Raw genomic sequence first — 22,712 nt, forward strand, 5'->3', positions numbered from 1 at the left:
CATCAGCATTTCCTTGTCCCATCGGCGAGCCGTGTCATGAGAGATAGCAATAAACTCAGGAACTTTGTCAGAGGGCATATAGCGGCAAAGATGACTCACATGCCTTTTTAAGCGATCCGTCGCCTGCGCCTTTCTGCTTAGGGAAGTAGCAAGTCAAAACCTACCGTTTTTTGCCACGGAGACACAGATAAAAGACAAGCTTTAAACAAAAAGCTCTTCTCCGTGTCTTTGTGCCTCCGTGGCGAATACAAGCTGGTATCTTTTAAAATGCCGCGTCTCTTACTGCCCGAAAAATACGGATAACCTTATAAATCAACAAAAACAGGCCACTTTAAAGCGTGGACTGAAAGCAGGGTTGAACCAGCATACCGATTAATAAAGTCCGTATCAGATAAAGGTTATCACCAAACCCGCAGAGATCGCCATGGTGAAGATAACCACCAGAAAGGCAACAAACAGCAACAAACAGGGCATCCATAAATTCAGAGCTAAAGATTCAGTAAAACGTTGGTTTAATTCGTATGATTAGCAAATTTATGGATATCCTGCGCCTTCCCCTTCTGCTGCTCCTTCCTTTTAAGGAGGTAAGGCTCAAGTCGTTGTGCGGCAAACAGTGTAAGCTTTGAAATTCGGCAGCCCAGACAGGAGGTTATTTGGTGTTAAAACAGGTTTACCATCCGACCCGGGAACAATAAACGGCATTGTCATCAATAACCCAATGAACTTTTATGGCTTGTGAAAGTCAATCCTTAGTTAAGCAAGCTGATATGGGTAAACAAGATGGAAATAAGTCAATCGATTAGAGGCAAATCAAGCACCAGACTATCCAGAGAATGGGAGCCAGAGCCACCCGCTAAAAAAAGACGTATTGGCATACACACCATTTCACTGTGTGAGCCACAAAATATGGCTGCAGATCTGGCCGAGTTGAGGCGGCTGAAAATTGCTCCCAGTCGTATCGATGCCCAAAAAGGGGCTGGTGAGGGTGTTTTCACCACAAGCGACAGGGATTTTTGCAAATCAGGCAAGAATACAATATTTGATAAAAACGAAATCATCCTACGGAAGGTCACAGGCATTACGGCTTACCGGCAACGCCAAACAACAAAATGGCTGGAATGGCTTCATTACGATAAAACATGTATGCCATTGACGGATGATTCCAATATTATATGGAGCAGATATTTTATTGGAACGGATGGGACTGTTGAAATAGGTGTACTGCCTGACGGTATAGCAATCAATATTAACGATTCTCCCGAACCAAATTGTGAGGTTCGTGCGACAGTAGAAGATGAAAACCTCAAAACATCAACAGGTAATAAACTGACAACGTTCTCCCATGACAAAATGCCGGTTATGTTTGAAGTTGTTGCATTGAAGGAAATAAACCCGGAAACTGAGCTTTTATGGTGCTACGAACCAGATAATAAACACCTGAAGAGCATGACTTCAAGCGTAGACTACAAATCCAAGTATTTGAAAAGAAAACACACACCAGGCGACAGAAAAAAAATAATAAAGATTATGGGTGAGGTATTCACTGAGCCTGTAACGGTTTCTATAATGAATAAATTTAATACCATCATTGAGCAACGACTTATCAATGAAGCCAAAGTGGCAGTAAGCTTGAGTTTTAATAGTGAAGAAGAAAAACATTATAATAATCTTAAAATGAAGTCACAACAGAAAGTGTCACTTGTGCTCAAGGAAGCAAAAAATAATCAAAGTGCATTAAATGCGTACATTAAATATAAGATTAATAATTCAAAGGATCTTTGTGCTTCGTTAATACTTATTTGCTCCAGATTGAAAGAAAATGAAATATCCATTCCGAACCACCATGCATTCACGAATAACAAGCATTCCGCTAAAGAGTTTGATACTTACAATCTCTTTGATTACTGTTACGAACAAAGGTTTCTGGATCAGGATATGGTTGCCATATCAGCACCTTTCGAATGGCTGGGAGAGAGAATTTCCAAAGATGACTCCAGCTGGTTGGTGACATTAAGAAAGCGCTTGCGCCTGATCCTTCTAAAAGGTCAAAGCATTCCCCATTGTCTTATCGAGCTTAATAAACATATTCCAAATCCACTGAATGGATATAAGAAATGCTGGCTTATTAGAGATATAGAGAATTTTGCTGGTATACATACACTGGAACAATCCATGCTGAAAGAAGCTATAAATAGCTACCTTAAAGAACCAAAGAATTCAGTATGTTTCAACGAAAGTAAAAAGTCAGTCTTTAGAGCTGCCAGAAGTTATAACAATAATGCCCACAAAGCTATTATTGCTCGACATTGTCAAAATAAAATAACTTTGAAAAAAATCGCGTCCCACTTCAACAGGGCCTCCATTTTATTTTATTTAAACAATGAATATGTTACGCCGACCGGGGATAGAACCAGAGAGTTTATAAAAGCTAATTTCACACGATCAGAGCAAAAAGAAATGTTAGGTTTCAGTATATACACAAATCATCAGCTGTTGCAGGCATTTAAAGATAAGCCACCTAGGGAGACTACAGGCTCAATTAACTGGGAGCTGTGTCGGCGCATTCGAGATAGCCATGATAATAATTTTCTGAAGTCATTTATTTCAATAAAAAGCAAACATGTAAAATCCCTTTCAGATCTTGTTCAACTACTTAAGAAGACAAAAATTCAATACTGGGGTACTGGAGGTTGCAAAGAGGATTGTACCGCAGAAAACTTAACCAGATTATTAGAAAATGAAAATGAAGCTTCTGTTCGCAAACTTTTCAAACATAGACAGACTGATAAAGAATTACTTACAAACATTGAGAAAAAAAACACTCAGCATGATAAAATAGAGATTCTTACGCGTGCTAAAACTAATCCAGAACTTGTCACGCCGTACGTCGTAACAGTCTGGAAAAAGTCCCGCAGACCCCTCATTCCTTTTTGTCTAAGTACTGCATCATTATTAACCAGATACGGCATTAGTGCACCAGAATCATCGCAGCGATGGACAAAGGATCATATCGTAGAGATCATCAGTAAAGTTGAAAAAGATTCTGCTCCCAGGGAATACGGAAAAAATTCTGGCGAAAGAAAAAAAACAACAGACAGCTACAGTCAACTACTCGCCCCTAAAGGGGATGAGCTTGTAAAAGCTCTTGTTGACTAGACCACTAACTAAGGTGCCACTGGGAACGTCAAACCGGCCTTTCTGCCAATGGCGCTGGCCTGTTTAAATTCCACAGCCGCCGGGCCAGTTGCTCAGAACAGAACACCCTTGAATTTAACCCGCAGTGTATGGAGTTCGCTCCCACGGTACTGGATTATGTGATCGTCCATGAGCTGTGTCATACCGTGGAGAAAAACCATAGTCGGGCATTCTGGAAGCTGGTGGCGCAACACTACCCTGACTGGGAACCGTGTCATACGGAGGTTGAGCGGTTGGGGGTTGAGGTGTGATGCCCCGTGCTCATGCTTTGCTGATTTTACTGATGCAGCATTATCGTCGATTCGATTACCGACTGAGCTTTTTCGAGATTCAAAAGCTTGCTTACCTGCTACAGGAACAGGGTGAAGTTTTGCAGCTGAACTTTGAAGGACTGTATTACGGCCCCTATGCTAACAACCTTCGCCCCCTACTCCAGAACATGGCAGGTCACTTTATTTCCGGCCTGGGCGACGATGAAAACCCGGAGCGGGAAATAGAGCTACTGCCCGGTGCCGTCGATGAAGCAGAAGCCTATATTGGCAACGATCCTGTTGCCCTGTCACGACTTGAAGAAGTCTCCAGGCTGATGGATGGTTATGAAACCCCTTATGGAATGGAGCTTCTGACATCCGTCCACTGGATTAACCTGCATGAAGGTATTGTGGACTCGCTGGATGTTGGCCCACATCCAGAATTGGTCAAAACGTAAAGGGCAGATGTTTAAGCCTGCTCATATTGAGGTGGTTCTGACGCATCTGAGCAGTAGGTATTTACACCTAAATATCGTGATTATCAGCATTTTCACCGGTATGATTGCACAGCACATACAGGGCAGACTTTTACAAAAACACACAACACAACCAATAAGGAAACAGAATGAGAAAGCCTCTTCTCATGCTCACCGCCGCCGCATCACTGGTTGCTTCAACACTGGTAAACGCCGGGGAAAATTACAATTATTCTCATATCACTGTTGGGGCTGGATTTGGGAATTCTGAAATTGATGAACTTACCATTGATGAAACCAGTTGGTTTGTGCAAGGGGCTTATGAATTTGATGCCCTGCCTCTGATCCTTGAAGCTGGTTACGCCTACTCTTCGGTAAATGATGATGAATTAGTCAGTGATGCCAGCCTTGATGGGCACATCTATTTTGTCGGCAGCAAATTCGTCATCTCACCAACTGACCGTCTTGATATTTTGCCCGGCATCGCTGTTGGCAGAACAGATGCGACGGCTACCTTAGGCTCCAGTGAAGTTAATACCGATATCACCTCCTATACAGCGTCACTGGATGTACGATTTCATCTTGAGCAGGGCCTTTGGCTAACAACGGGTTATGCTTATCAGGATTACGATGAAGAACTACTTGATAGCGATAATTTCTTTAACATCGGTACCGAGTATGTAGTGAATGATGACTGGGCGATAGGCTTGGACTACCACACAAATTCAGATGACAACATCACCCGCTTATTTGCCAAAATCTTCTATTGAACATTTAACCAGCCTCTCAGCCGGAGGCTGGTTCAAATCAAAGCTTAAACAGCAAAGCTTTGCTGCAGACAGTATCTGGATCATTGCCACACTGAAACATGATCCCTTGCCTGTAGCAATCCCCCGGATATCATGATATCCGTGCTACTATGTCAATATGATCGTTCCCTTCAGAGATAAAGCCACTGAGGATCTGTTTAACGGCATCGCTTCTCGCCATGCTCGCAAAGCCTGCCCCCAGTCACTGTTACGTATTGTTCGCCGAAAGCTGGACCAACTTGATTCGGCGGTATCGCTTGACGACCTAAAAGTGCCGCCGGGCAATAGACTGGAGGCACTGACCGGGGATCGTAAAGGCCAATACAGTATCCGGCTTAACGATCAATACCGGATTTGTTTTGCATGGAGTAACTCTGGCCCGGCTGATGTTGAAGTCACGGATTACCATTAGGAGGATATAATGACACGCATTCCAACCAACCGAGCCCCCACTCACCCTGGCGAAATGCTGCGAGAAGAGTTTTTGCAACCAATGAACATAACCCAGCAAGAGCTGGCTTTGGCGATTCATGTCCCTTATCAGCGGGTCAATGAGCTGGTCAATGGCAAACGGGGGCTCACACCCAGTACTGCGCTTCGTCTGGCTCGTTTTTTTGGCATGTCCGCAGACTTCTGGCTGAACCTGCAACAGCGATGGGACCTGTTCAAGGTGCAACAGGCAGAACAAGAAGATATCGAACGTATAGAACCCGTCCATCAGCAGAAGCAGGCCTGAACCTTCCGGTATTAACCATTGTCCCGGACAGATTCCAATGGGCTCCACTGTGGGGGTTGCTTCTTCCCGATTTAGAATTCATACCCAGACGCCCGACCTAAACATAGTGTCCAACTGAGTATACTTTTTGGACACACCCTTGCGTCTTCATAAGCTACTGATCTCCCATGTCCAATAAAGTTATTACTGATCAATTGGACAGATGATAATGGTTAGACATAATGGCATAGGCACAGACTTCAATAGCAAAGCTATTCACCAGCAACTGGAGACGATCGATCACCCACTGCCTGCGATGTTCGTAGTTATTTCCTGAAAAATCATCCTGACCGCAAAGCCACGCCCGGCGAACACACGCCTGGGTCTGAATCCTGCTATTGTCAGTAACTAACTCCATTTCTGACAGGTAAAAAAAACGGGCTCTTGTGAGCCCGTTTTTTTTGCATCAAATAAGTGATGTATTAAGCAGCTACAGCGTGACCCATAACAGCTTTAGGCTTTGGCTCGCCCAAAGGCAGTACAGTGCGGCCGAACTTTTCGTTCAACACCAGACCCATTGCTTCGTAGATTGCGCTTGCGCCACAGATAATACCCACGTAACCAGCCAGAATGCCGATTGCAGCATTTCCAGTGAAGTCTTTATAAGCCAGCAAGAAGAACAGGGCAGTCAGAGAACCAAATACAAACTGCGCGGCACGGGAGCCGTTCAACGTTCCGAAGAACAGGAACAGGGTAAAGATGCCCCACAGCAGCAGGTACCAGCCAACGAAACCAGCAGGAGATGCAGCAGTAACGCCCATCACAGGCAGAACCCAGATCAGCACCAGTGACCACCAGAACAGACCGTAAGAAGTGAATGCCAGAGTACCGAAAGTGTTACCACGGCGGAATTCCATCATGCCAACCAGAATCTGAGCCAGGCCGCCGTAACACAGGCCCATGGCCAGAATAACAGCACTCAGTTCATAAAAACCGGCATTGTGGATGTTCAGCAAAATAGTGGTCATGCCGAAGCCACACAAACCTAAAGGAGCCGGGTTAGCGTAATTAGTACTCATTAAATATCCTAAAAAACGTGTTCTGGAAAAGTAAAATAGACCGGAAATTCATTCGTCCCGACATCAAAAGTGATCTCAGAGAATAAGATCCAAATGCTCAGGGGGGGAGGAATACAGGCGCGCGATTCTAGAGGCTGGAGCCGCCGGTGACAAGCCTGTTACCGAAAACCGGGGGCGGGTCTTGAATCTTTAATTTATTAAAAGTGAAAGGTCAGCCCCTTTGCAATACAGTACTTACTCCCCGTGCTAAACCTCCGCTTCATACTACGCCAACTCAGGCGCAGCGCCTTTTATTCCTCCATCCTGAATAAAGGCCTTCTGTCCTGCAGGAATTAACTCGCCCTTTATGGTAATCACCGAACCATCCCGGAGTTCTGCCTGGCTAGTGCCATTACCATTGTTGGAATAGTAATAGTAGCGACGGCTCTCACTCCTTCCGGTATGAGCGCCTTGAACTGCTGCCAGATATTAGTAGTGGCCATAAAGGTCCTCCCCCTTTTTCACTTTTCTGAAAGCCACAAAAAAGGGCAATGCCCGAAAGTACTGCCCTTCTTCACCTCACCTCACCTTACGAGAGGTTAGAGACTACAATATTGCAGCCCGACCATTACAGTGGTCGAATATCTTCAGCCTGAGGACCTTTCTGGCCCTGAGTAATTGTGAATTCAACCCGCTGGCCTTCTGCCAGAGACTTGAAGCCATCGCCTGTGATCTGACGGAAGTGAGCAAACACGTCTGGTCCGCCATTTTCCTGAGCGATGAAACCAAAACCTTTCTCGTCATTGAACCACTTAACAGTACCGGTAGTAGTAGACATAGTCATATCCTGAATTTTAATAATAAATGTCGCCTTGTAAGAAGGCGGTAAAGCTAGAAGTTTATTATTGCTTATGAAGAATATGGCGAGTTATTACACCCGGAACATCAAATCTATACATAACAAATAAATCACACTTTTAACGTCAGGCCATTATACCGAGTAATGTCCTGATAACTATGAGTGCTTACATTCATTCCACGACACAAGATACTCAGCCATTCGTGTATAGATGCCTAATAATATCTTTCCAGCTGGATGCTTTACAGGACTCTGCTTCGTTCAGCCGTGATATTGATTGCCAGACAGAGCCCTTGCCGAAAACCGAGGTCAGGTCTTTCATTTTGGTTAGATATCAGTTAACTCAAATACTTAGAAAGTAGGTTTTTGTTTAAATTTTAAACGACAGTAGATATGCACAATGAAAACCTGACCCGGTCTTTTCCTGACAACCTGACCATGGACGGTGGCGGTCATCTTACCTATCTCGCCCCAACCCGTGTCAACCTGTCCCTGTCGCAAGAGTGTTATCCTGACATCACCTTCCGGACTACCCGGGAGCATTGAGAGGCTTTCGAAAAACCCGGATCGAGTTCCCACCAGCCTGCCCAATAAAAATCAGAATTTAAAGTACTCAAATCAGTAACTGTTAACACCACCTGCGTAAAACCGAAACACCAGCAACTCTCTACCTCGACATATCTCTCGCACCACTCGGTATTCACGCTTAATCAAAAATAACTCTCGATTGTTGTACCTGCGTATCACCCTTAAAATTCATTTTACATAAATCTTTCAGGGTGTTCTTTGAATGCAAAAGCAACGCATTGTCGTTATTGGTAATGGCATGGTCGGCCATCGCTTCCTTGAGGAGTTGATTGCACAGGCCGGCAATGATCAGTACGAAATCACTGTTTTCTGTGAAGAGTCCCGTGTCGCCTATGACCGTGTTCATCTGAGTTCATACTTTTCACACCACACAGTAGAAGAACTGTCTCTGGTTAAACCCGGCTTTTATGAAACCAATAATATCAAGCTGTTGCTTGGCGAAGCTGCCAGCATTATTAATGCTGAAGCCAAAATCGTTTCTTCGAAAAGCGGCCGTATGGTCCCTTACGACAAGCTGGTGTTTGCTACCGGTTCCTTCCCTTTTGTCCCTCCGGTAAAAGGCCATGAGGGAACAGACATCTTTGTTTATCGCACCATCGACGATCTGGATGCTATTGAGAAATGCGCCCGCAACAGCAAAAGCGGCGTTGTTATTGGTGGCGGCCTGCTGGGTCTTGAAGCAGCGGGAGCATTAAAGGCTCTGGGTGTAGAAACCCACGTCATTGAACGTGCACCCATGCTCATGGCTGAACAGCTCGATCAGGATGGCGGTGCCATGCTGGCCAGAAAGATTGAAAACCTGGGCGTCAAAGTTCATTCCGGCAAAAACACCCTTGAAATCACCAAAGGTGATTCTGCCCGTAACAAACTGGTCTTTGATAACGGTGAACAACTGGACGTTGATTTCATCGTATTCTCCACCGGTATTCGTCCAAGAGACCGGCTGGCACGTTTGAGTGGCCTGACTATTGGTGATCGCGGTGGCATCATAATTGACGACCAGTGCCTGACATCTAATCCGGATATTTATGCCGTTGGTGAATGCGCCCTTTGGCAGAACCAAACCTTTGGATTGGTCGCTCCGGGCTACAAAATGGCCAGGGTCACTGCCGATCACATTGTTTCCGAAGGAAAAAGTGCTGATTCAAACGCATTCAGCGGCTCTGACATGAGCGCCAAACTGAAGCTTCTCGGTGTTGATGTGGGCAGTATCGGTGATGCTAATGCCAGCACTCCCGGTGCCCAGTCTTACGTTTATCAAAATGAACCCTCAGAAATTTATAAAAAACTGGTGGTCTCTGCAGACGGTAAAACGCTGCTGGGTGCGGTACTGGTAGGTGATACCAGTGACTATGACGGACTCCTACAGTTCAAGCTCAATGATATGGAGCTGCCTGAGAATCCAGAGAGCCTGATTCTGCCAAGTCTGGGAACAGATGCGGGCGCCGCTTTTGGTGTTGATGCGCTGCCAGCGACAGCCACAATCTGCTCATGTTTCGATATCAGCAAAGACACTATTTCAAAAGCGGTTCAGGACGGACATACCGATCTGGCCTCCATAAAAGCAGTCACCGGTGCCGCAACCGGTTGTGGTGGTTGTGCCCAGTTAGTGGGTCAGGTCATCAACGCTGAACTGCTGGCACTGGGTGTAGAAGTCAAAAACAACCTGTGCCCACACTTTGAATACAGTCGTCAGGAATTATTCCACATCATTCAGGTGGAAAAGATTCGCACTTTTGACCAACTCATTGCCAAACACGGTAAGGGTTATGGCTGTGAAGTCTGTAAGCCCATCGCCAGCTCTATTTTGTCCAGCTGCTGGAACGACTACGTTTTGGCAGAGGAGCACACCAGCCTGCAGGACACCAACGATCTCTTTCTGGGTAATATGCAAAAAGACGGTAGCTACTCCGTCATTCCCAGAATGCCCGGCGGTGAAGTTACCCCCGAAGGTCTGGCAGCTGTGGCTCATGTGGCCAAAGAATATAACCTGTACACAAAAATCACCGGTGCTCAGCGTATTGGCCTGTTTGGTGCCCGCAAAGAGCATCTGCCTGAAATCTGGGAGCATCTGATTTCTGCAGGGTTTGAAACCGGACAGGCGTACGCCAAAGCACTGCGTATGGCAAAAACCTGCGTAGGTTCTTCCTGGTGCCGTTTTGGCATAGGCGACACTGTAAGCCTTGGTGTTGAACTGGAACACCGCTACAAAGGTTTCCGTACTCCTCACAAGATGAAAATTGGTGTCTCTGGCTGTACTCGTGAATGTGCAGAGGCACAGGGTAAAGATATCGGTATTATTGCCACCGACAAGGGCTGGAACCTCTATGTAGGCGGTAACGGCGGCATGCGTCCCCGTCACGCAGATCTGCTGGCCAGTGACCTGGATAAAGAGACCCTGATAACAACCATTGATCGCTTTATGATGTTCTACCTGCGCACTGCCGATAAATTGCAGAGAACATCGGTCTGGATAGAAAGCATGAAAGGTGGAGTGGATTACGTTCGTGATGTCGTCATGAACGACAGTTTGAACCTTTTCAGCACCATGGATAAAGAGATTATCGCACTGATTGATTCCTATCAGTGTGAGTGGAAAACAACGCTTTCCCGAGAAGCGCAGCTGAAACGTTTCAAGCATTTCATCAACAGCGATGACGCTGATGAAAACATACAGTTTGTTCCTTCACGAGACCAGCTCCGCCCTGCCACTCAGGCAGAAAAAAACTCCCTGACTGCTGTTGAAGCCCGAGGTTAAGTCATGAAGTGGAATACCGTTTGTTCATTGCACGACATTCTGCCGGGAACTGGCGTCTGCGCTCAACTGAAAACAGCGCATGTCGCTATTTTCAGGCCAGAAAAAAACGATCAGTTGTTTGCACTGTCTAACATCGACCCCCTGTCTGGCTCCAGCGTGATGTCCAGAGGACTGATTGGTGACAAGAATGGCGAGTTCTATCTTGCTTCGCCATTACTGAAGCAGCGTTACCTCCTTGCCTCTGGCCAGTGTCTTGATAATGATGACCTTAAACTGACGACCTTCGAGGTCCGTGTTCAGGGTGACAAGGTTCAGATTAAACTCTAAACCGTTAAACAACTCTGGCTCTTTCTCACAGAGAGAGCCAGCAGTGCGTTTAAAACAGGCTCTTCCATGAGGGGTTCTTTTTAAACTCATTAAACGGAGAATACACAGATGTATTCCGACACCATCAAAAAATGTGCCGCCAACGCTCGTCGTATTGTTGACTTATCTAACACCGACAAGGGCTCATTCTGGCTAAGTTCCGGTATGGCAGGTGCCTACGTGGGAATTGGTATTATTCTGATTTTCACCCTGGGCAATGCCATTATCGACAGCCCGTTTCGTGGCCTGATCATGGGTTCTACGTTTGGTATCGCCCTGACCCTGGTAATCATTGCCGGTGCTGAGCTGTTTACCGGTCACACCATGTTCCTGACGCTGGGCGTAAAAAGCCGGACTATTAAAGCCGGTGAAATGCTGAAAGTGCTACCACAAACATGGCTTGGCAACCTGCTGGGTTCTATTTTTGTTGCAGGCATATTCGCCCTGGCTGGCGGAGGTAAACTGCTGGGAGTTGATGGCAGCCTGATCCACAAGGTAGCACTGGCTAAAGCCACTGCAGGCCCAATGGCCCTGTTTATGAATGGCGTATTGTGCAACTGGCTGGTATGTCTGGCGATCTGGATGGCCGTGAAAACGGAAGGAGCTGCAAAATTCATCGCAATCTGGTGGTGTCTGCTGGCCTTTATCGCTTCCGGTTTTGAACACAGCATTGCCAACATGACCCTCTTTGCCCTGAGCTGGTTTGGTCAGCACAGTTCTGAACTGACTATGGCTGGCATTGGTAACAACTTGCTGTGGGTTACTCTTGGCAATATCTTCAGTGGCGTTGTACTTATGGGTCTGGGCTACTGGTATGCGACACCCAAAAATCAGCGCCCTGTTGCTGGTGAAGAGCAAACAGAGCTACAGGTGGCCAAGGCCTGATTTTTCATTACAAAGACAGTGTCGTAAGCTGAGCCTACTCGTTCCCACGCTTTTAGGCCCTGTGGGTCCTGCGTGGGAACGCATATCGAGGCCAGACACTCCCACGCAGGAGCACGGGAGCAAGCACAACCACTTCTCACATCACTGCCTGATCCGCACTATAGATATGCTGCATTATGATCTGACACCCCTCCCGGTCTTTCCATTCAACTCCATAGCAATGCATAATCCACCGATTCCTTTTCATAAGAGATTCCCGTGGATTTTCTGCCGTTATTCCTGCAAGTTAAAAACCAGCGATGTCTGGTGGTCGGTGGGGGCGATGTCGCCCTGCGTAAAATCAGATTACTGGTATCGGCCGGAGCAATCGTCAGAGTTGTTGCCCCCTGTATTAATCAGGATATTCAGGATTTTATTGCGGGTAACGCTTTTGGTAGTCGTTCACATCAATTACTGACCAAACCATTTGCCCCTGCTGACTTGAAAGACGTGTCACTGGTTATTGCCGCCACCGATAAGAAGGCTGTTAACCAACAGGTGGCAGATTCAGCCAGAACTCAAAACCTGTTTGTAAATGTGGTTGATGATGCAGAAATCGGTAACGCCATAATGCCTGCGATAATCGACCGGTCACCGGTCATGGTCGCTTTTTCAACTGGCGGTAAAGCACCCGTCCTCGCTCGCCTACTTAGGGAAAAACTGGAGGCATTGTTGCCACAGGGCTTAGGCCGTCTGGCACAATTAGCGGGGGACTGTCGTCACCTGGTCAAGGCAAAATTCAGCAAAATTAATGATCGGCGTTATTTCTGGGAAAAAGTATTACAGGGCGATGTGGCTGAACAGGCTCTGGCCGGCAATATAAAACAAGCCAAAAACCTGTTAATCCAACAATTGAATGAAACAGCAGAACAAAAAACAGGTGAAGTCTACCTGGTGGGAGGCGGTCCCGGTGATCCTGACCTGTTAACTTTCAAGGCTCTGCGTCTGATGCAGCAGGCCGATGTGGTATTACACGACAGATTAGTATCAGATGATGTTCTCGCACTTTGCCGACGAGACGCCGATTATATCTACGTGGGTAAGAAACGGAATAGCCACACGCGAACACAGGAAGAGATCAACGCCCTGCTGGTTAACCTTGCTAAACAAGGCAAAAGAGTGCTCAGGCTTAAGGGTGGCGATCCGTTTATCTTTGGACGGGGTGGTGAAGAAATAGAAAGCCTGTCCGATGAAGGGATTCCCTTTCAGGTGGTACCCGGTATCACAGCAGCTTCCGGTTGTGCCAGCTACGCTGGAATCCCCCTCACGCATCGGGATCACGCCCAATCTGTACGTTTTATCACGGGACACCTGAAAAATGGCAGTTATGCCCTTAACTGGCAGGAAATGCTGGATCCCGGACAAACGCTGGTTTTTTACATGGGACTGATGGGCTTATCTCAAATTTGCCAGAAGCTGGTAGAACACGGAAGAGATCCACACACTCCCATTGCTCTTATCCAGAAAGGCACTACTCCAGAACAGAGAATATTTATTGGTACCCTGGCAAACTTTGCCAAAACAATAGAACAGGAGCAGGTTAAAGCCCCCACATTAATTATTGTAGGTACCGTGGTCAATCTGCACAAAAAACTGAACTGGTTTGTGCCCGGTTAAAACAATGACCCATTGTAATCGTCTGGCTTATTCACGGATGGAAGCCTTGCCGAGGTGAATTATCAGAGAAGAAAAACCGGGATCAGGTCTTTCATTTTGGTTAGATATCACCTGAATCCGTGACTTCAACCCAGAAATAGTGACCTGAACCCCAGACAGAACAAGGCCTAAAAGGTAAAATGCACCCATCTCAGTATTTCACCTGCAGGGTGAGTTTTCGTGAAATTGAAAATAGAACAATCTGACACCGAATTTTATACCCCGACAGCGGGTCTGTATTTCATCGGCTATGCCATAAATCAGAAAACAACACTCAAGAAAACCCTGCGCTCTGTTAACAAAAGGCATGGCATTCCCAACATTGAGTTGATTCGAACATACAGCGCTCTTCTGGCGACAGGCAAAAGCGATTTCGATGCGATAGAGAATATTCGTAATGATGACTGGTTCAAGCACTGTATGGAAATTCGGCAAATGCCATCTTCCAGTCGTTTACGGCAGAGGTTTGATGAAGATGCTCCCGCACTTATGCCCCTGATTAATGACAGTCTCGCTGAGGTCGTTGTTAATCTGGATGCCCCCGTCACAGCTCTTCCGACCCGGTTGGACAAACACCATCACATTGCTCTGGATATTGATGTTTTCCCCATGGATAACAGTGGCACCAAAAAAGAAGGGGTTGCCTACACCTACAAAGGTCATGATGGCTATGCACCAATTGCCGCCTATTTAGGGCAGGAAGGCTGGTGTCTTGGCTGTGACCTTCGCATTGGTTCTCAGCACTCGCAGAAAGAATTCATACCTTTTTTGACGCAGGTAGTTTACAGAGCAAGGCGCATCACCAGAGAGCCAATCCTGGTAAGGCTTGACAGTGGTCATGATGCCGAGGACAGCCGCAGGGAAGTGGCACGTCACAGCAACGTGGATCACATCATCAAACTCAATCCCCGCAGAACCTATACGGTAGAGCAGTGGCTGCCACGCTTTGAAGAGGCTGATATCACATGGCACCCTATCAGAGACGGGAAAGATTATGCCACTCTGTCTGTTATCCACGACACCGATTATGGTCAGCAACGCCTGGTCATCCGGATCATCCGCAGAATCTGTGATGCTGTGGGGCAGATGTTCCTGTCCGGCCCGGATTATGAGCTGGAAGGTTGGTGGACGACACTGGACGAAGATCACTACAGTGATGACGAGATTATTGCACTGTATAAAGATCATGCTACCAGTGAACAGTTTCACATTTCCTTATAAATATGGCTTTCCTACCCATTACACTATTGCAACAGTATGCAAGCTGCTTGACCCAGAAGCTTTTACGCAGTTATTTGTCGATTGGGTAAGCGACACAGTATCTGAGATAAATGCTCGTAAAATGGGGCCTCATCCAGAAAAAAATGACAATGTCATAGCTATTGACGGCAAGGCTCTGCGTGGCTCACGCCCAGCTAAAGGCAAGAAGTTAGTTCATATGGTCAGTGCTTACAGCTCAGAGCTTAAGCTTATATTAGGTTTTACCCCCGTTGATAAGAAGTCCAATGAGATCACTGCCATTCCAGAAGTTCTCGATATGCTTTTTCTGGAAGGAGCCTTGATTACCAGTGATGCCATGGGCTGTCAGAAAAATATCTGTAAAAAGATCATTGAAAAAAAAGCGGATTATCTGCTGTGCGCCAAGGACAATCAGCCCACTCTGAGCGGTAATATCGAAGCATATTTTTCACAATACATTGAAGAGCACCCGGATGATCCGGAACCTGCTGATAACGACCCAGCCTTTTCAGAATCGATTGAGAGAAATCGGGGGCGTCAAGAGCACCGGCGTTGTTGGGTTTTTAACGACATTGAGGATATAGACCCAAAGCATGAGTGGCCTGGCCTTAAGCCGTTTTCGGTTATCCAGAGAGACAGGTTGGTCGGCAAAAAACAAACAACTGAAGTGCATTTTTATATAGAGAGCCGGGAGATGACAGCATCCAGTGTGCTGGCAGCAGTACGCAATCATTGGAGTATAGAAAATGGACAACACTTGTCGCTGGATGTCAGCTTTGAAGAAGACGCTTCTAAAATCCATCAGCGAACAGCGGCAAAGAACGTTGCGACAGTAAGGCGGTGGTGTTTCAATGCCCACAAACAGAGCAGCCGCTTTGAGAAAGAGAGCATGGCAGGCCGGATCGAGCTGGCAGGATTAGATCAGGACTATCGAACCGAGCTGGTGCTGGAGAAGTTTTATCCTGACTAAACAATTGTTTTAAATCCAGGCTGCAGAAGCAGCACAAGATACAAGCTTTGTATGAGGCCGGTGGCTTTTTGTGCCGATTTTCCATGTTTTGGTTTCATTTTAATAATCCTGCCTGAATTACGAGCTGGATTGTCTGAGAATATGCGATCTGCAATGTTGTCAGTCATGAGCAGAACAAAAATATAAACTATAGTGCATCTGGTGCGACCACCCCAGGAGCCTCACTCAGCGTTATTAGCTCGGAAAATGTGCAGGTAATTAAGAAGTCACGGATTCAGGAATTTGATTAACTACCCATACTCAAAGCTAATGCAAGATACCGATAATTGTCAGAACACCACCCTTTCCTGCACAAAAAAAACCGGCTAATTGCCGGTTTTTTTTAGCTGAACAAATCAGAGCCTTTATGGCATCTCATCCTCACCCTGATTTTCCTTCACAGGCACAATCAAGTCTTCCCTGCTGATCTTCATGTAAATCAACATATTGGATGCAATATAAACAGAAGAATAAGTACCAACACCAACACCCACAATCAATGCCAGGGCAAAATTGTGAATCATTTCCCCACCAAACAGGAACAAAGAAAACAGTACCATCAAGGTGGTACCCGAGGTTGCCAGTGTTCGTCCCAGGGTCTGAGTCAGCGAGACATTAATCACCTCGACCGCATCCCCTTTCCTGAGCTTTCGGAAATTTTCACGTATGCGGTCATAAACAATAATGGTGTCGTTCAGCGAATAACCGATCACGGCAAGAATCGCCGCCATCACTGTTAAGTCAAACTGCAGACCGAGCAGCGCAAATATACCCAGCGTAAAAATAACATCATGGGCCAGCGACAGTATCGCGCCAAGGGAAAATTTATACTGAAAACGGAAGGCGATATACAGCGTAATCAGCAGCATGGCAAACAGCATGCCCAAACCACCCTGCTCACGCAGTCGCTCACCCACCTGAGGCCCGACAAACTCGACTCGAACCGCTTCAACAGCCCCATCGTAGTTTTGTCCTAATACCCGGGCAACCCCTGTTCCCATCTCCGGATTATTACCGGGAATACGAACGAGAATATCCTCAGCCGAACCAAACTCCTGCACAACCGCATCATCATAGCCTGCAGCACTCAGTTGCTGACGGATTTCCGCGGTTCTGACAGGCTGATCATAAACCAGCTCGATCAGGGTGCCACCGGTAAAATCGAGCCCCCAGTTAATACCCTTCACCGCCAGAGAAGCAACGGAACCCAGCATTAAAAACAGCGACAACACCGTAGCCCAGGTGCGCAGCCGCATGAAGTTTATGACTTTCATATCATCCATCACTGCCACCTTATATATACAGTTTCTTCAGGTTACGACCGCCATGGGTCAGATTAACCAGTGAACGGGTCAGAACAATGGCCGTGAACATAGACGTCAAAATACCGATACACAGCGTTACCGCAAAACCTTTAATGGGACCAGTCCCCACCGCAAACAGAATAATACCGACCAGAAGCGTCGTGATATTACCGTCAAAGATAGAAACAAATGCCCGATCAAAACCATCATGAATAGCGCGTTGAATAGGCCGGCCTAATCTAATCTCCTCACGAATACGGGAGAAAATGAGCACGTTAGCATCTACCGCCATCCCCAGTGTCAGTACGATACCGGCAATACCAGGCATGGTCAGCGTCGCACCAAACAGGCTCATGACCGCCATCAGCAAAACAAGGTTTATGGTCAGGGCAATATTGGCTATCAAACCAAACGCCCGGTAAACCACCAGCATAAAGATAATAATCAGCGCCAGCCCGATCATGGTTGAGTGAACACCCATTTGAATATTCTCAGCACCCAGACTTGGTCCGACCGTTCTCTCTTCGGCAAAATACATCGGTGCAGCCAGAGAACCTGCTCTCAGCAACAATGCCAGCTCAGAAGCCTCTGCAGAAGAATCCAAACCAGTAATCCGGAACTGATTACCCAGGGCGCTTTGAATAGTCGCCAGACTGATAATGCTCTCGTCCTGCTGGAAAGATTGCACCTTCTCCTTAACCGGCTTGCCATCGACCATTTTGGTCACGGTCTTTGTTACCGGCTTCTGCTCGATAAAAATTACCGCCATGGCACGACCCACGTTATTCCGTGTGGCCCGATTCATTATGGTACCGCCACGACTGTCCAGATTGATATTGACCTGAGGCTGGCCAGTCTGAGTATCAAAGTTGGACTGAGCACTGGACACCTGATCACCGGTAATGATGATATCCCGCTCCAGATCAACAGAAGGACGGCGGGAATCCCGGAAACTGAACGACTCGGTACTGGCCCTGGTGGCACTGGGCAATGCTTCCAGGCGGAACTGCAGGTTTGCGGCTTTACCCAGAATACGCTTGGCCTCTGCGGTATCCTGCACACCTGGCAGCTCAACCACAATGCCATTACGGCCCTGACGCTGAACCAGAGGCTCGGACACACCCAGCTCATTCACACGATTACGTACCGTTGTCAGGTTCTGACGTACTGCGTAATCTTCAATCTCTTTAATAGCGGTTTCAGAATAACGGTAAGACAGCACTGCACGACTATTAACTTCCGAATTTTCTACGGTCAGATCCGGGAATTCTTTACTGATCAGTCGGGCAGCCTTATCACGGGACTCAGCATCATTAAACGCCATTTGTCGCGCACTATCAGCACGCTCTGGCATCGTACGGTAACGAAGTTTGTCTTTTCGGAGGGCAGAACGAATTTCAGACGTGGCAATATCCAATTTCAGCTGAAGGGCCTTATTGGTATCAACCTCCAGCAAAAAGTGAACCCCACCGGACAGGTCAAGCCCCAGTTTCATCGGGTAGGCACCGATGGAAGTCAGCCACCCTGGCGTTGTCTGGGCCAGATTGATGGCGACAATAAAATCATCCCCAAGCGCGTCCTTAATCAGTGATTTAGACAGCTGCTGCTGATCAGCACGCTTTAGTCGAATAAGCAGCGCATTATCATCAAGTTCAACCGACTTAACATCAATATTGGCAATTGTCAGTGCCTTTTCAGCTCGTTGCTGAACGCGCGCATCCATCACTCTGGACGAACTGGCACCCGTCACCTGCACAGCGGGATCTGCGGGGTAAAGATTGGGAAGGGCGTAAAGAAACCCCAGACCTACGATGACCAGAATCAGCAGGTACTTCCACAATGGATAGCGATTGAGCATGGCTCACCGGTTCCTGATTTAAAAGTGAAGCGCCATAGCGGCATTGTTATACGGCCTTTACACGGAAAGCCCTTCATGGGCAACGGGCAATGGGCAATGGGCATTCCTGCGCTACGAACATTTGGCACAGTCCATTTAATTAAAAAAAGCAGCCTGAAACAGGCTGCTTATTTCAAAGCTTATTTAATAGCCTTAATGGTACCTTTAGGCAACGTAGCGGCAACAGAGCCCTTCTGAAAGTTCAGCGCCATATTATCGGCAACCTGCAGAGTAATGAACTCATCAGAAACAACGGTTACCTTACCGAGAATACCACCGGTGGTGACCACTTCGTCACCTTTAGCCAGTCCGCCAATAAGGTTCTTATGCTCTTTGGCACGCTTGCTCTGGGGACGCCAGATCAGCAGCCAGAAGATCAATACAAAACCACCCAGCATAACCAGCTGGCCGATCATACCCGGGCCACCTACAGCGGCGGCTATACCACCCTCTTCAGCAGCTTGAGCCTGACTGATGAATGGAATCATTCCAACACTCCTAATCGCGTTATTACTGTTAACGCAGCAATTTACCTGAAAAACAACCCGTCCGGAACCCATCAAAACCGCAAAAAGAGTGCCAGAGTTCAATAATAAAACGGTCAACCATTGAAATCTGACACTCCGGGAGCTTACCCGAACTTACATAAACAGACTGTTTATTGGGACTATCAACTGAATATCAACCCCGGTAACACATCGGAAAATACCTTCAGGCGTTTTCCGACGACCTGGCTGTCACTCCCAGCAGGGAACGTCCTGCCCCCGCTGCCGGTAAAACTCAACCACAAACTCATCCAGCTGGCCTTCCTCAATGGCGGATCTGAGGCCAGCCATTACCCGCTGGTAATAGCGAAGGTTATGAATAGTATTGAGCATGGAGCCCAGAATTTCTCCACATTTATCAAGATGATGAAGATAAGCACGACTGAAATTCTGGCAAGTATAGCAATCACAATGGGCTTCAAGTGGACGTTCATCCGTTTTGTGAGCCGAGTTGCGAATCTTGATTACACCCTCATCAACAAACAGGTGACCATTGCGGGCATTACGGGTCGGCATAACGCAGTCAAACATATCGACACCGCGACGCACAGCCTCAACAATATCTTCCGGTTTACCAACACCCATCAGATAACGGGGATGATCTTCAGGAATCTTATGGGTGATATGAGAGAGGATACGCATCATATCTTCCTTGCTCTCACCTACGGACAGGCCACCAATGGCATAACCATCAAAACCAATATCGGTCAGCCCTGCCAGCGACACATCCCGCTGCTCTTCAAACATGCCGCCCTGAATGATACCAAACAGTGCCGATGGACTATCGCCATGGGCTGCTTTTGAACGGGCTGCCCAGCGCAATGATAACTCCATGGATTTTTGAGCCACTGCCTGGTCTGCATCACCGGGGGTACATTCGTCAAAAATCATGACAATATCAGCACCCAGCGCCCGCTGAACCTGCATGGAAATTTCCGGGCTCAAAAAAACCTTGGAGCCATCCACCGGCGACTGGAACGCAACGCCCTCTTCGGTGATTTTGCGCATCTTGCCCAGACTGAACACCTGAAAGCCACCGGAGTCGGTAAGAATCGGACCATGCCACTGATTGAAATCATGGAGGTCACCATGCTTCTGAATAATGTCAGTACCGGGACGAAGCATCAGATGAAAAGTGTTGCCCAGAATAATTTCTGCACCGATCTCTTTAATATCCCGTGGCAACATACCTTTTACCGTGCCATAGGTGCCTACCGGCATGAAACAAGGTGTTTCAACCGTTCCACGGGGAAACGTCAGCCGACCACGACGGGCTTTGCCATCGGTAGCCAGCTGGTCAAACTTCATAAAACATTCTCTGGTCATTAATTCTGTTCAGCTCTTTCTTTAAAACTACAAAGTCACACAGGAAAATCACACAGCCTGGGGCGTTCTCGCTCCCACGCTCTGCGTGGGAATGCATACCGGCCCATCATTACTGACGCTCTCAATCCGTTTTCCGGGTCAGCAACATGGCATCACCATAACTAAAGAAACGGTACTTTTGCTCTACCGCCTCTTTATACGCATCCAACACATGCGCACGCCCGGTGAAGGCGCTCACCAACATTAATAAGGTAGACTGCGGCAGATGGAAATTGGTCACCATCAAATCCACACTGCGAAACTCATAGCCGGGATAGATAAAAATACTGGAATCGCCCTGGAACGGCGCAATCTCACCAGATACAGAAGCAGACTCAAGACTACGCACAGAAGTCGTACCTACAGCCACCACACGGTTACCGCTTGCACGAGTCTCCCGCACCGCCTGGCAAACCGTTTCTGAAACCTCGATGTATTCCGCATGCATCACATGATCTTTGATATTCTCAACCCGAACTGGCTGATAAGTAGCAGAACCCACATGGAGCGTAACAAACACCTTTCTGACACCTTTAGCGTCAAGGCGAGCCAACAGAGCCTCATCAAAATGAAGACCCGCTGTGGGCGCAGCCACCGCGCCATCCCGTTCAGCAAACACCGTCTGATAGCGCAAACGATCACTGTCACCATCTTCGCGGTCAATATAAGGCGGCAATGGCATATGGCCGTGTTCAAGCAACAAGGGTAATACAGACGTTTCAAAGCGGAGAATAAACAGAAAGTCCTTACGCCCTTCCACCACCACTCGAACAGCACCATCCGCCAGCAACAATACCGAACCCGGTTTTGGTGACTTACTGGCCCGCACCTGAGCCAATGCCAGATTATCTTCTACCACCCGCTCAATCAGCACTTCAATTTTGCCACCCGTTTCCTTTTGCCCATACATGCGGGCAGGAATCACACGGGTATTATTCAGCACCAATAAATCACCGGGCTCCAGGAGGTTTTCAATATCCGAAAACTGTTGATGCTGAACGTCACCACTATTGCCATCAAGGCACAGCAGACGGCTCCCTGTTCTATCTTCAGCAGGAAACCGGGCAATCTGCTCATCGGGCAGATCAAAATCAAAATCACTGACTTGCATGGATAATCCGGTGGGTAATCACTTCGCTTCCCCTATCACATCTACGCCCTTCTTAATGAAGGAGAGTAGAAAAACCAGGAAAAACCTGTCGCTATAAAAAGCCTCGAAGGATACTGCAAAAAGAGAGAAGTGTCAGGAGGGCTATCCCATGAGCCATTACGGACTTACCTTACTTTATTGTTCTCACTGCGCAATAACTGCTTGATCTCAATAATCTCTTTGATATACTGCGCCGCACTTGAGCAACGATCACTTCGCCAAAGCCTCTCATGATTCACTCGATGAGAAAAAGTTTTGAAATTAGCGAAAAGATGACATAAGCTCAGCAGCACGAAATACCCTGCCGGTGTGATGGAATTGGTAGACATAGGGGATTCAAAATCCCCCGCCTTTACGGGCGTGGCGGTTCGAGTCCGCCCACCGGTACCAGATACGATAAAGCCTGAAGCGTTAGCGAACACTTCAGGCTTTTTTTGTATCTGTTGATTTAGTGCAGGTATTGGTGCAGGTAATCTTTAAGGCTACACCTCCCCCCCGATCCCCTTCTATACAACCCACCTTTCCCAGCAGAAAAAAAACGTGTTGCC

The 22,712-nt window shown here is 47.2% G+C and carries 20 protein-coding genes, 1 tRNA gene and 2 pseudogenes; 14 read left to right on the forward strand and 9 right to left on the reverse strand.

The genetic code is table 11. The features are described 5' to 3' along the window. Positions 1-780: 780 nt before the first annotated feature. From RM811_RS16320 to RM811_RS16345, 6 genes and pseudogenes are all read left to right on the forward strand, one after another. A complete protein-coding gene (locus RM811_RS16320; RefSeq protein WP_402526402.1) occupies positions 781-3,156 on the forward strand; it encodes a hypothetical protein in 2,376 nt (791 codons plus the stop codon). Between the two features lie 29 nt (positions 3,157-3,185). Beyond that, positions 3,186-3,446, forward strand: a pseudogene (locus tag RM811_RS16325) (M48 family metallopeptidase); the annotation flags it as partial. Then, complete coding sequence (locus tag RM811_RS16330; RefSeq protein WP_402526404.1) at positions 3,446-3,904, forward strand: hypothetical protein; 459 nt, start codon at positions 3,446-3,448, stop codon at positions 3,902-3,904. The pseudogene RM811_RS16325 and the gene RM811_RS16330, both read left to right, overlap by 1 nt. Positions 3,905-4,071: 167 nt before the next feature. Beyond that, a complete protein-coding gene (locus tag RM811_RS16335) occupies positions 4,072-4,692 on the forward strand; it encodes an outer membrane beta-barrel protein (RefSeq protein WP_402526407.1) in 621 nt (206 codons plus the stop codon). Positions 4,693-4,849: 157 nt separating this feature from the next. Next, a complete protein-coding gene (locus RM811_RS16340; protein ID WP_402526410.1) occupies positions 4,850-5,143 on the forward strand; it encodes a type II toxin-antitoxin system RelE/ParE family toxin in 294 nt (97 codons plus the stop codon). 9 nt (positions 5,144-5,152) lie between these two features. Beyond that, a complete protein-coding gene (locus tag RM811_RS16345; RefSeq protein ID WP_402526413.1) occupies positions 5,153-5,467 on the forward strand; it encodes a HigA family addiction module antitoxin in 315 nt (104 codons plus the stop codon). 199 nt (positions 5,468-5,666) lie between these two features. On the opposite strand, the pseudogene RM811_RS16350 reads toward RM811_RS16345, so the two are convergent. From RM811_RS16350 to RM811_RS16365, 4 genes and pseudogenes are all read right to left on the reverse strand, one after another. Then, positions 5,667-5,822, reverse strand: a pseudogene (locus RM811_RS16350) (transposase); the annotation flags it as partial. Between the two features lie 106 nt (positions 5,823-5,928). Then, a complete protein-coding gene (locus RM811_RS16355; protein ID WP_402526416.1) occupies positions 5,929-6,525 on the reverse strand; it encodes an acetate uptake transporter in 597 nt (198 codons plus the stop codon). A gap of 353 nt (positions 6,526-6,878) precedes the next feature. After that, positions 6,879-7,007: a hypothetical protein gene (locus tag RM811_RS16360; protein ID WP_402526419.1), complete on the reverse strand. Its 129-nt coding sequence runs from the start codon at positions 7,005-7,007 to the stop codon at positions 6,879-6,881. A 125-nt stretch (positions 7,008-7,132) separates the two neighbouring features. After that, on the reverse strand, positions 7,133-7,342 hold the full coding sequence (locus RM811_RS16365; RefSeq protein ID WP_402526422.1) for a cold-shock protein: 210 nt from the start codon (positions 7,340-7,342) through the stop codon (positions 7,133-7,135). Between the two features lie 414 nt (positions 7,343-7,756). On the opposite strand from RM811_RS16365, the gene RM811_RS16370 reads away from it, so the two are divergent. The 7 genes from RM811_RS16370 to RM811_RS16400 all read left to right on the forward strand — a co-directional run bounded on the left by RM811_RS16370 (position 7,757) and on the right by RM811_RS16400 (position 15,864). Then, on the forward strand, positions 7,757-7,909 hold the full coding sequence (locus RM811_RS16370; protein WP_402526451.1) for a hypothetical protein: 153 nt from the start codon (positions 7,757-7,759) through the stop codon (positions 7,907-7,909). A 244-nt stretch (positions 7,910-8,153) separates the two neighbouring features. Further along, the gene (gene nirB, locus RM811_RS16375) at positions 8,154-10,709 is read left to right on the forward strand and encodes a nitrite reductase large subunit NirB (protein WP_402526424.1); all 2,556 of its coding nucleotides are present in this window, start codon (positions 8,154-8,156) and stop codon (positions 10,707-10,709) included. A gap of 3 nt (positions 10,710-10,712) precedes the next feature. Continuing rightward, complete coding sequence (gene nirD, locus RM811_RS16380) at positions 10,713-11,036, forward strand: nitrite reductase small subunit NirD (RefSeq protein ID WP_402526427.1); 324 nt, start codon at positions 10,713-10,715, stop codon at positions 11,034-11,036. Positions 11,037-11,144: 108 nt separating this feature from the next. Then, complete coding sequence (gene nirC, locus RM811_RS16385; protein ID WP_402526430.1) at positions 11,145-11,960, forward strand: nitrite transporter NirC; 816 nt, start codon at positions 11,145-11,147, stop codon at positions 11,958-11,960. 258 nt (positions 11,961-12,218) lie between these two features. Further along, on the forward strand, positions 12,219-13,616 hold the full coding sequence (gene cysG, locus RM811_RS16390; RefSeq protein ID WP_402526432.1) for a siroheme synthase CysG: 1,398 nt from the start codon (positions 12,219-12,221) through the stop codon (positions 13,614-13,616). Between the two features lie 219 nt (positions 13,617-13,835). Beyond that, positions 13,836-14,876 carry an IS1380 family transposase gene (locus RM811_RS16395; protein WP_402526435.1) on the forward strand — a complete coding sequence of 347 codons (1,041 nt, stop codon included), beginning with the start codon at positions 13,836-13,838 and terminating at the stop codon, positions 14,874-14,876. Next, positions 14,842-15,864, forward strand: a complete 1,023-nt coding sequence (locus RM811_RS16400; protein ID WP_402526437.1) for an ISAs1 family transposase — start codon at positions 14,842-14,844, stop codon at positions 15,862-15,864. Before RM811_RS16395 ends, RM811_RS16400 begins: the two co-directional genes overlap by 35 nt. 404 nt (positions 15,865-16,268) lie before the next feature. Here RM811_RS16400 and secF read toward each other — a convergent pair whose 3' ends face one another. From secF to queA, 5 genes are all read right to left on the reverse strand, one after another. After that, on the reverse strand, positions 16,269-17,186 hold the full coding sequence (secF, locus tag RM811_RS16405) for a protein translocase subunit SecF (RefSeq protein ID WP_402526440.1): 918 nt from the start codon (positions 17,184-17,186) through the stop codon (positions 16,269-16,271). A 10-nt stretch (positions 17,187-17,196) separates the two neighbouring features. Next, complete coding sequence (secD, locus tag RM811_RS16410; RefSeq protein ID WP_402526442.1) at positions 17,197-19,065, reverse strand: protein translocase subunit SecD; 1,869 nt, start codon at positions 19,063-19,065, stop codon at positions 17,197-17,199. Positions 19,066-19,244: 179 nt separating this feature from the next. After that, positions 19,245-19,592, reverse strand: coding sequence for a preprotein translocase subunit YajC (gene yajC, locus RM811_RS16415; RefSeq protein ID WP_402526445.1), 348 nt, complete (start codon positions 19,590-19,592; stop codon positions 19,245-19,247). Positions 19,593-19,841: 249 nt separating this feature from the next. Further along, positions 19,842-20,975, reverse strand: a complete 1,134-nt coding sequence (gene tgt, locus RM811_RS16420; protein WP_402526447.1) for a tRNA guanosine(34) transglycosylase Tgt — start codon at positions 20,973-20,975, stop codon at positions 19,842-19,844. Positions 20,976-21,096: 121 nt separating this feature from the next. After that, on the reverse strand, positions 21,097-22,125 hold the full coding sequence (gene queA, locus RM811_RS16425; protein WP_402526449.1) for a tRNA preQ1(34) S-adenosylmethionine ribosyltransferase-isomerase QueA: 1,029 nt from the start codon (positions 22,123-22,125) through the stop codon (positions 21,097-21,099). A gap of 342 nt (positions 22,126-22,467) precedes the next feature. On the opposite strand from queA, the gene RM811_RS16430 reads away from it, so the two are divergent. Then, positions 22,468-22,554: transfer RNA gene (locus tag RM811_RS16430), tRNA-Leu, on the forward strand. Positions 22,555-22,712 lie beyond the last annotated feature (158 nt).

The sequence above is a fragment of the Endozoicomonas sp. genome, assembly GCF_031844845.1.
Taxonomy (GTDB): domain Bacteria; phylum Pseudomonadota; class Gammaproteobacteria; order Pseudomonadales; family Endozoicomonadaceae; genus Endozoicomonas.

What these genes read in the sequence shown, in the direction of transcription:
- RM811_RS16320 (WP_402526402.1), top strand. Translation starts at nt 781, where the DNA reads ATGGAAATAAGTCAATCGATTAGAGGCAAATCAAGCACCAGACTATCC.
- RM811_RS16330 (WP_402526404.1), top strand. Translation starts at nt 3,446, where the DNA reads ATGCCCCGTGCTCATGCTTTGCTGATTTTACTGATGCAGCATTATCGT.
- RM811_RS16335 (WP_402526407.1), top strand. Translation starts at nt 4,072, where the DNA reads ATGAGAAAGCCTCTTCTCATGCTCACCGCCGCCGCATCACTGGTTGCT.
- RM811_RS16340 (WP_402526410.1), top strand. Translation starts at nt 4,850, where the DNA reads ATGATCGTTCCCTTCAGAGATAAAGCCACTGAGGATCTGTTTAACGGC.
- RM811_RS16345 (WP_402526413.1), top strand. Translation starts at nt 5,153, where the DNA reads ATGACACGCATTCCAACCAACCGAGCCCCCACTCACCCTGGCGAAATG.
- RM811_RS16355 (WP_402526416.1), bottom strand. Translation starts at nt 6,525, where the DNA reads ATGAGTACTAATTACGCTAACCCGGCTCCTTTAGGTTTGTGTGGCTTC.
- RM811_RS16360 (WP_402526419.1), bottom strand. Translation starts at nt 7,007, where the DNA reads ATGGCCACTACTAATATCTGGCAGCAGTTCAAGGCGCTCATACCGGAA.
- RM811_RS16365 (WP_402526422.1), bottom strand. Translation starts at nt 7,342, where the DNA reads ATGTCTACTACTACCGGTACTGTTAAGTGGTTCAATGACGAGAAAGGT.
- RM811_RS16370 (WP_402526451.1), top strand. Translation starts at nt 7,757, where the DNA reads ATGCACAATGAAAACCTGACCCGGTCTTTTCCTGACAACCTGACCATG.
- nirB (WP_402526424.1), top strand. Translation starts at nt 8,154, where the DNA reads ATGCAAAAGCAACGCATTGTCGTTATTGGTAATGGCATGGTCGGCCAT.
- nirD (WP_402526427.1), top strand. Translation starts at nt 10,713, where the DNA reads ATGAAGTGGAATACCGTTTGTTCATTGCACGACATTCTGCCGGGAACT.
- nirC (WP_402526430.1), top strand. Translation starts at nt 11,145, where the DNA reads ATGTATTCCGACACCATCAAAAAATGTGCCGCCAACGCTCGTCGTATT.
- RM811_RS16400 (WP_402526437.1), top strand. Translation starts at nt 14,842, where the DNA reads ATGCTACCAGTGAACAGTTTCACATTTCCTTATAAATATGGCTTTCCT.
- secF (WP_402526440.1), bottom strand. Translation starts at nt 17,186, where the DNA reads ATGGATGATATGAAAGTCATAAACTTCATGCGGCTGCGCACCTGGGCT.
- secD (WP_402526442.1), bottom strand. Translation starts at nt 19,065, where the DNA reads ATGCTCAATCGCTATCCATTGTGGAAGTACCTGCTGATTCTGGTCATC.
- yajC (WP_402526445.1), bottom strand. Translation starts at nt 19,592, where the DNA reads ATGATTCCATTCATCAGTCAGGCTCAAGCTGCTGAAGAGGGTGGTATA.
- tgt (WP_402526447.1), bottom strand. Translation starts at nt 20,975, where the DNA reads ATGACCAGAGAATGTTTTATGAAGTTTGACCAGCTGGCTACCGATGGC.
- queA (WP_402526449.1), bottom strand. Translation starts at nt 22,125, where the DNA reads ATGCAAGTCAGTGATTTTGATTTTGATCTGCCCGATGAGCAGATTGCC.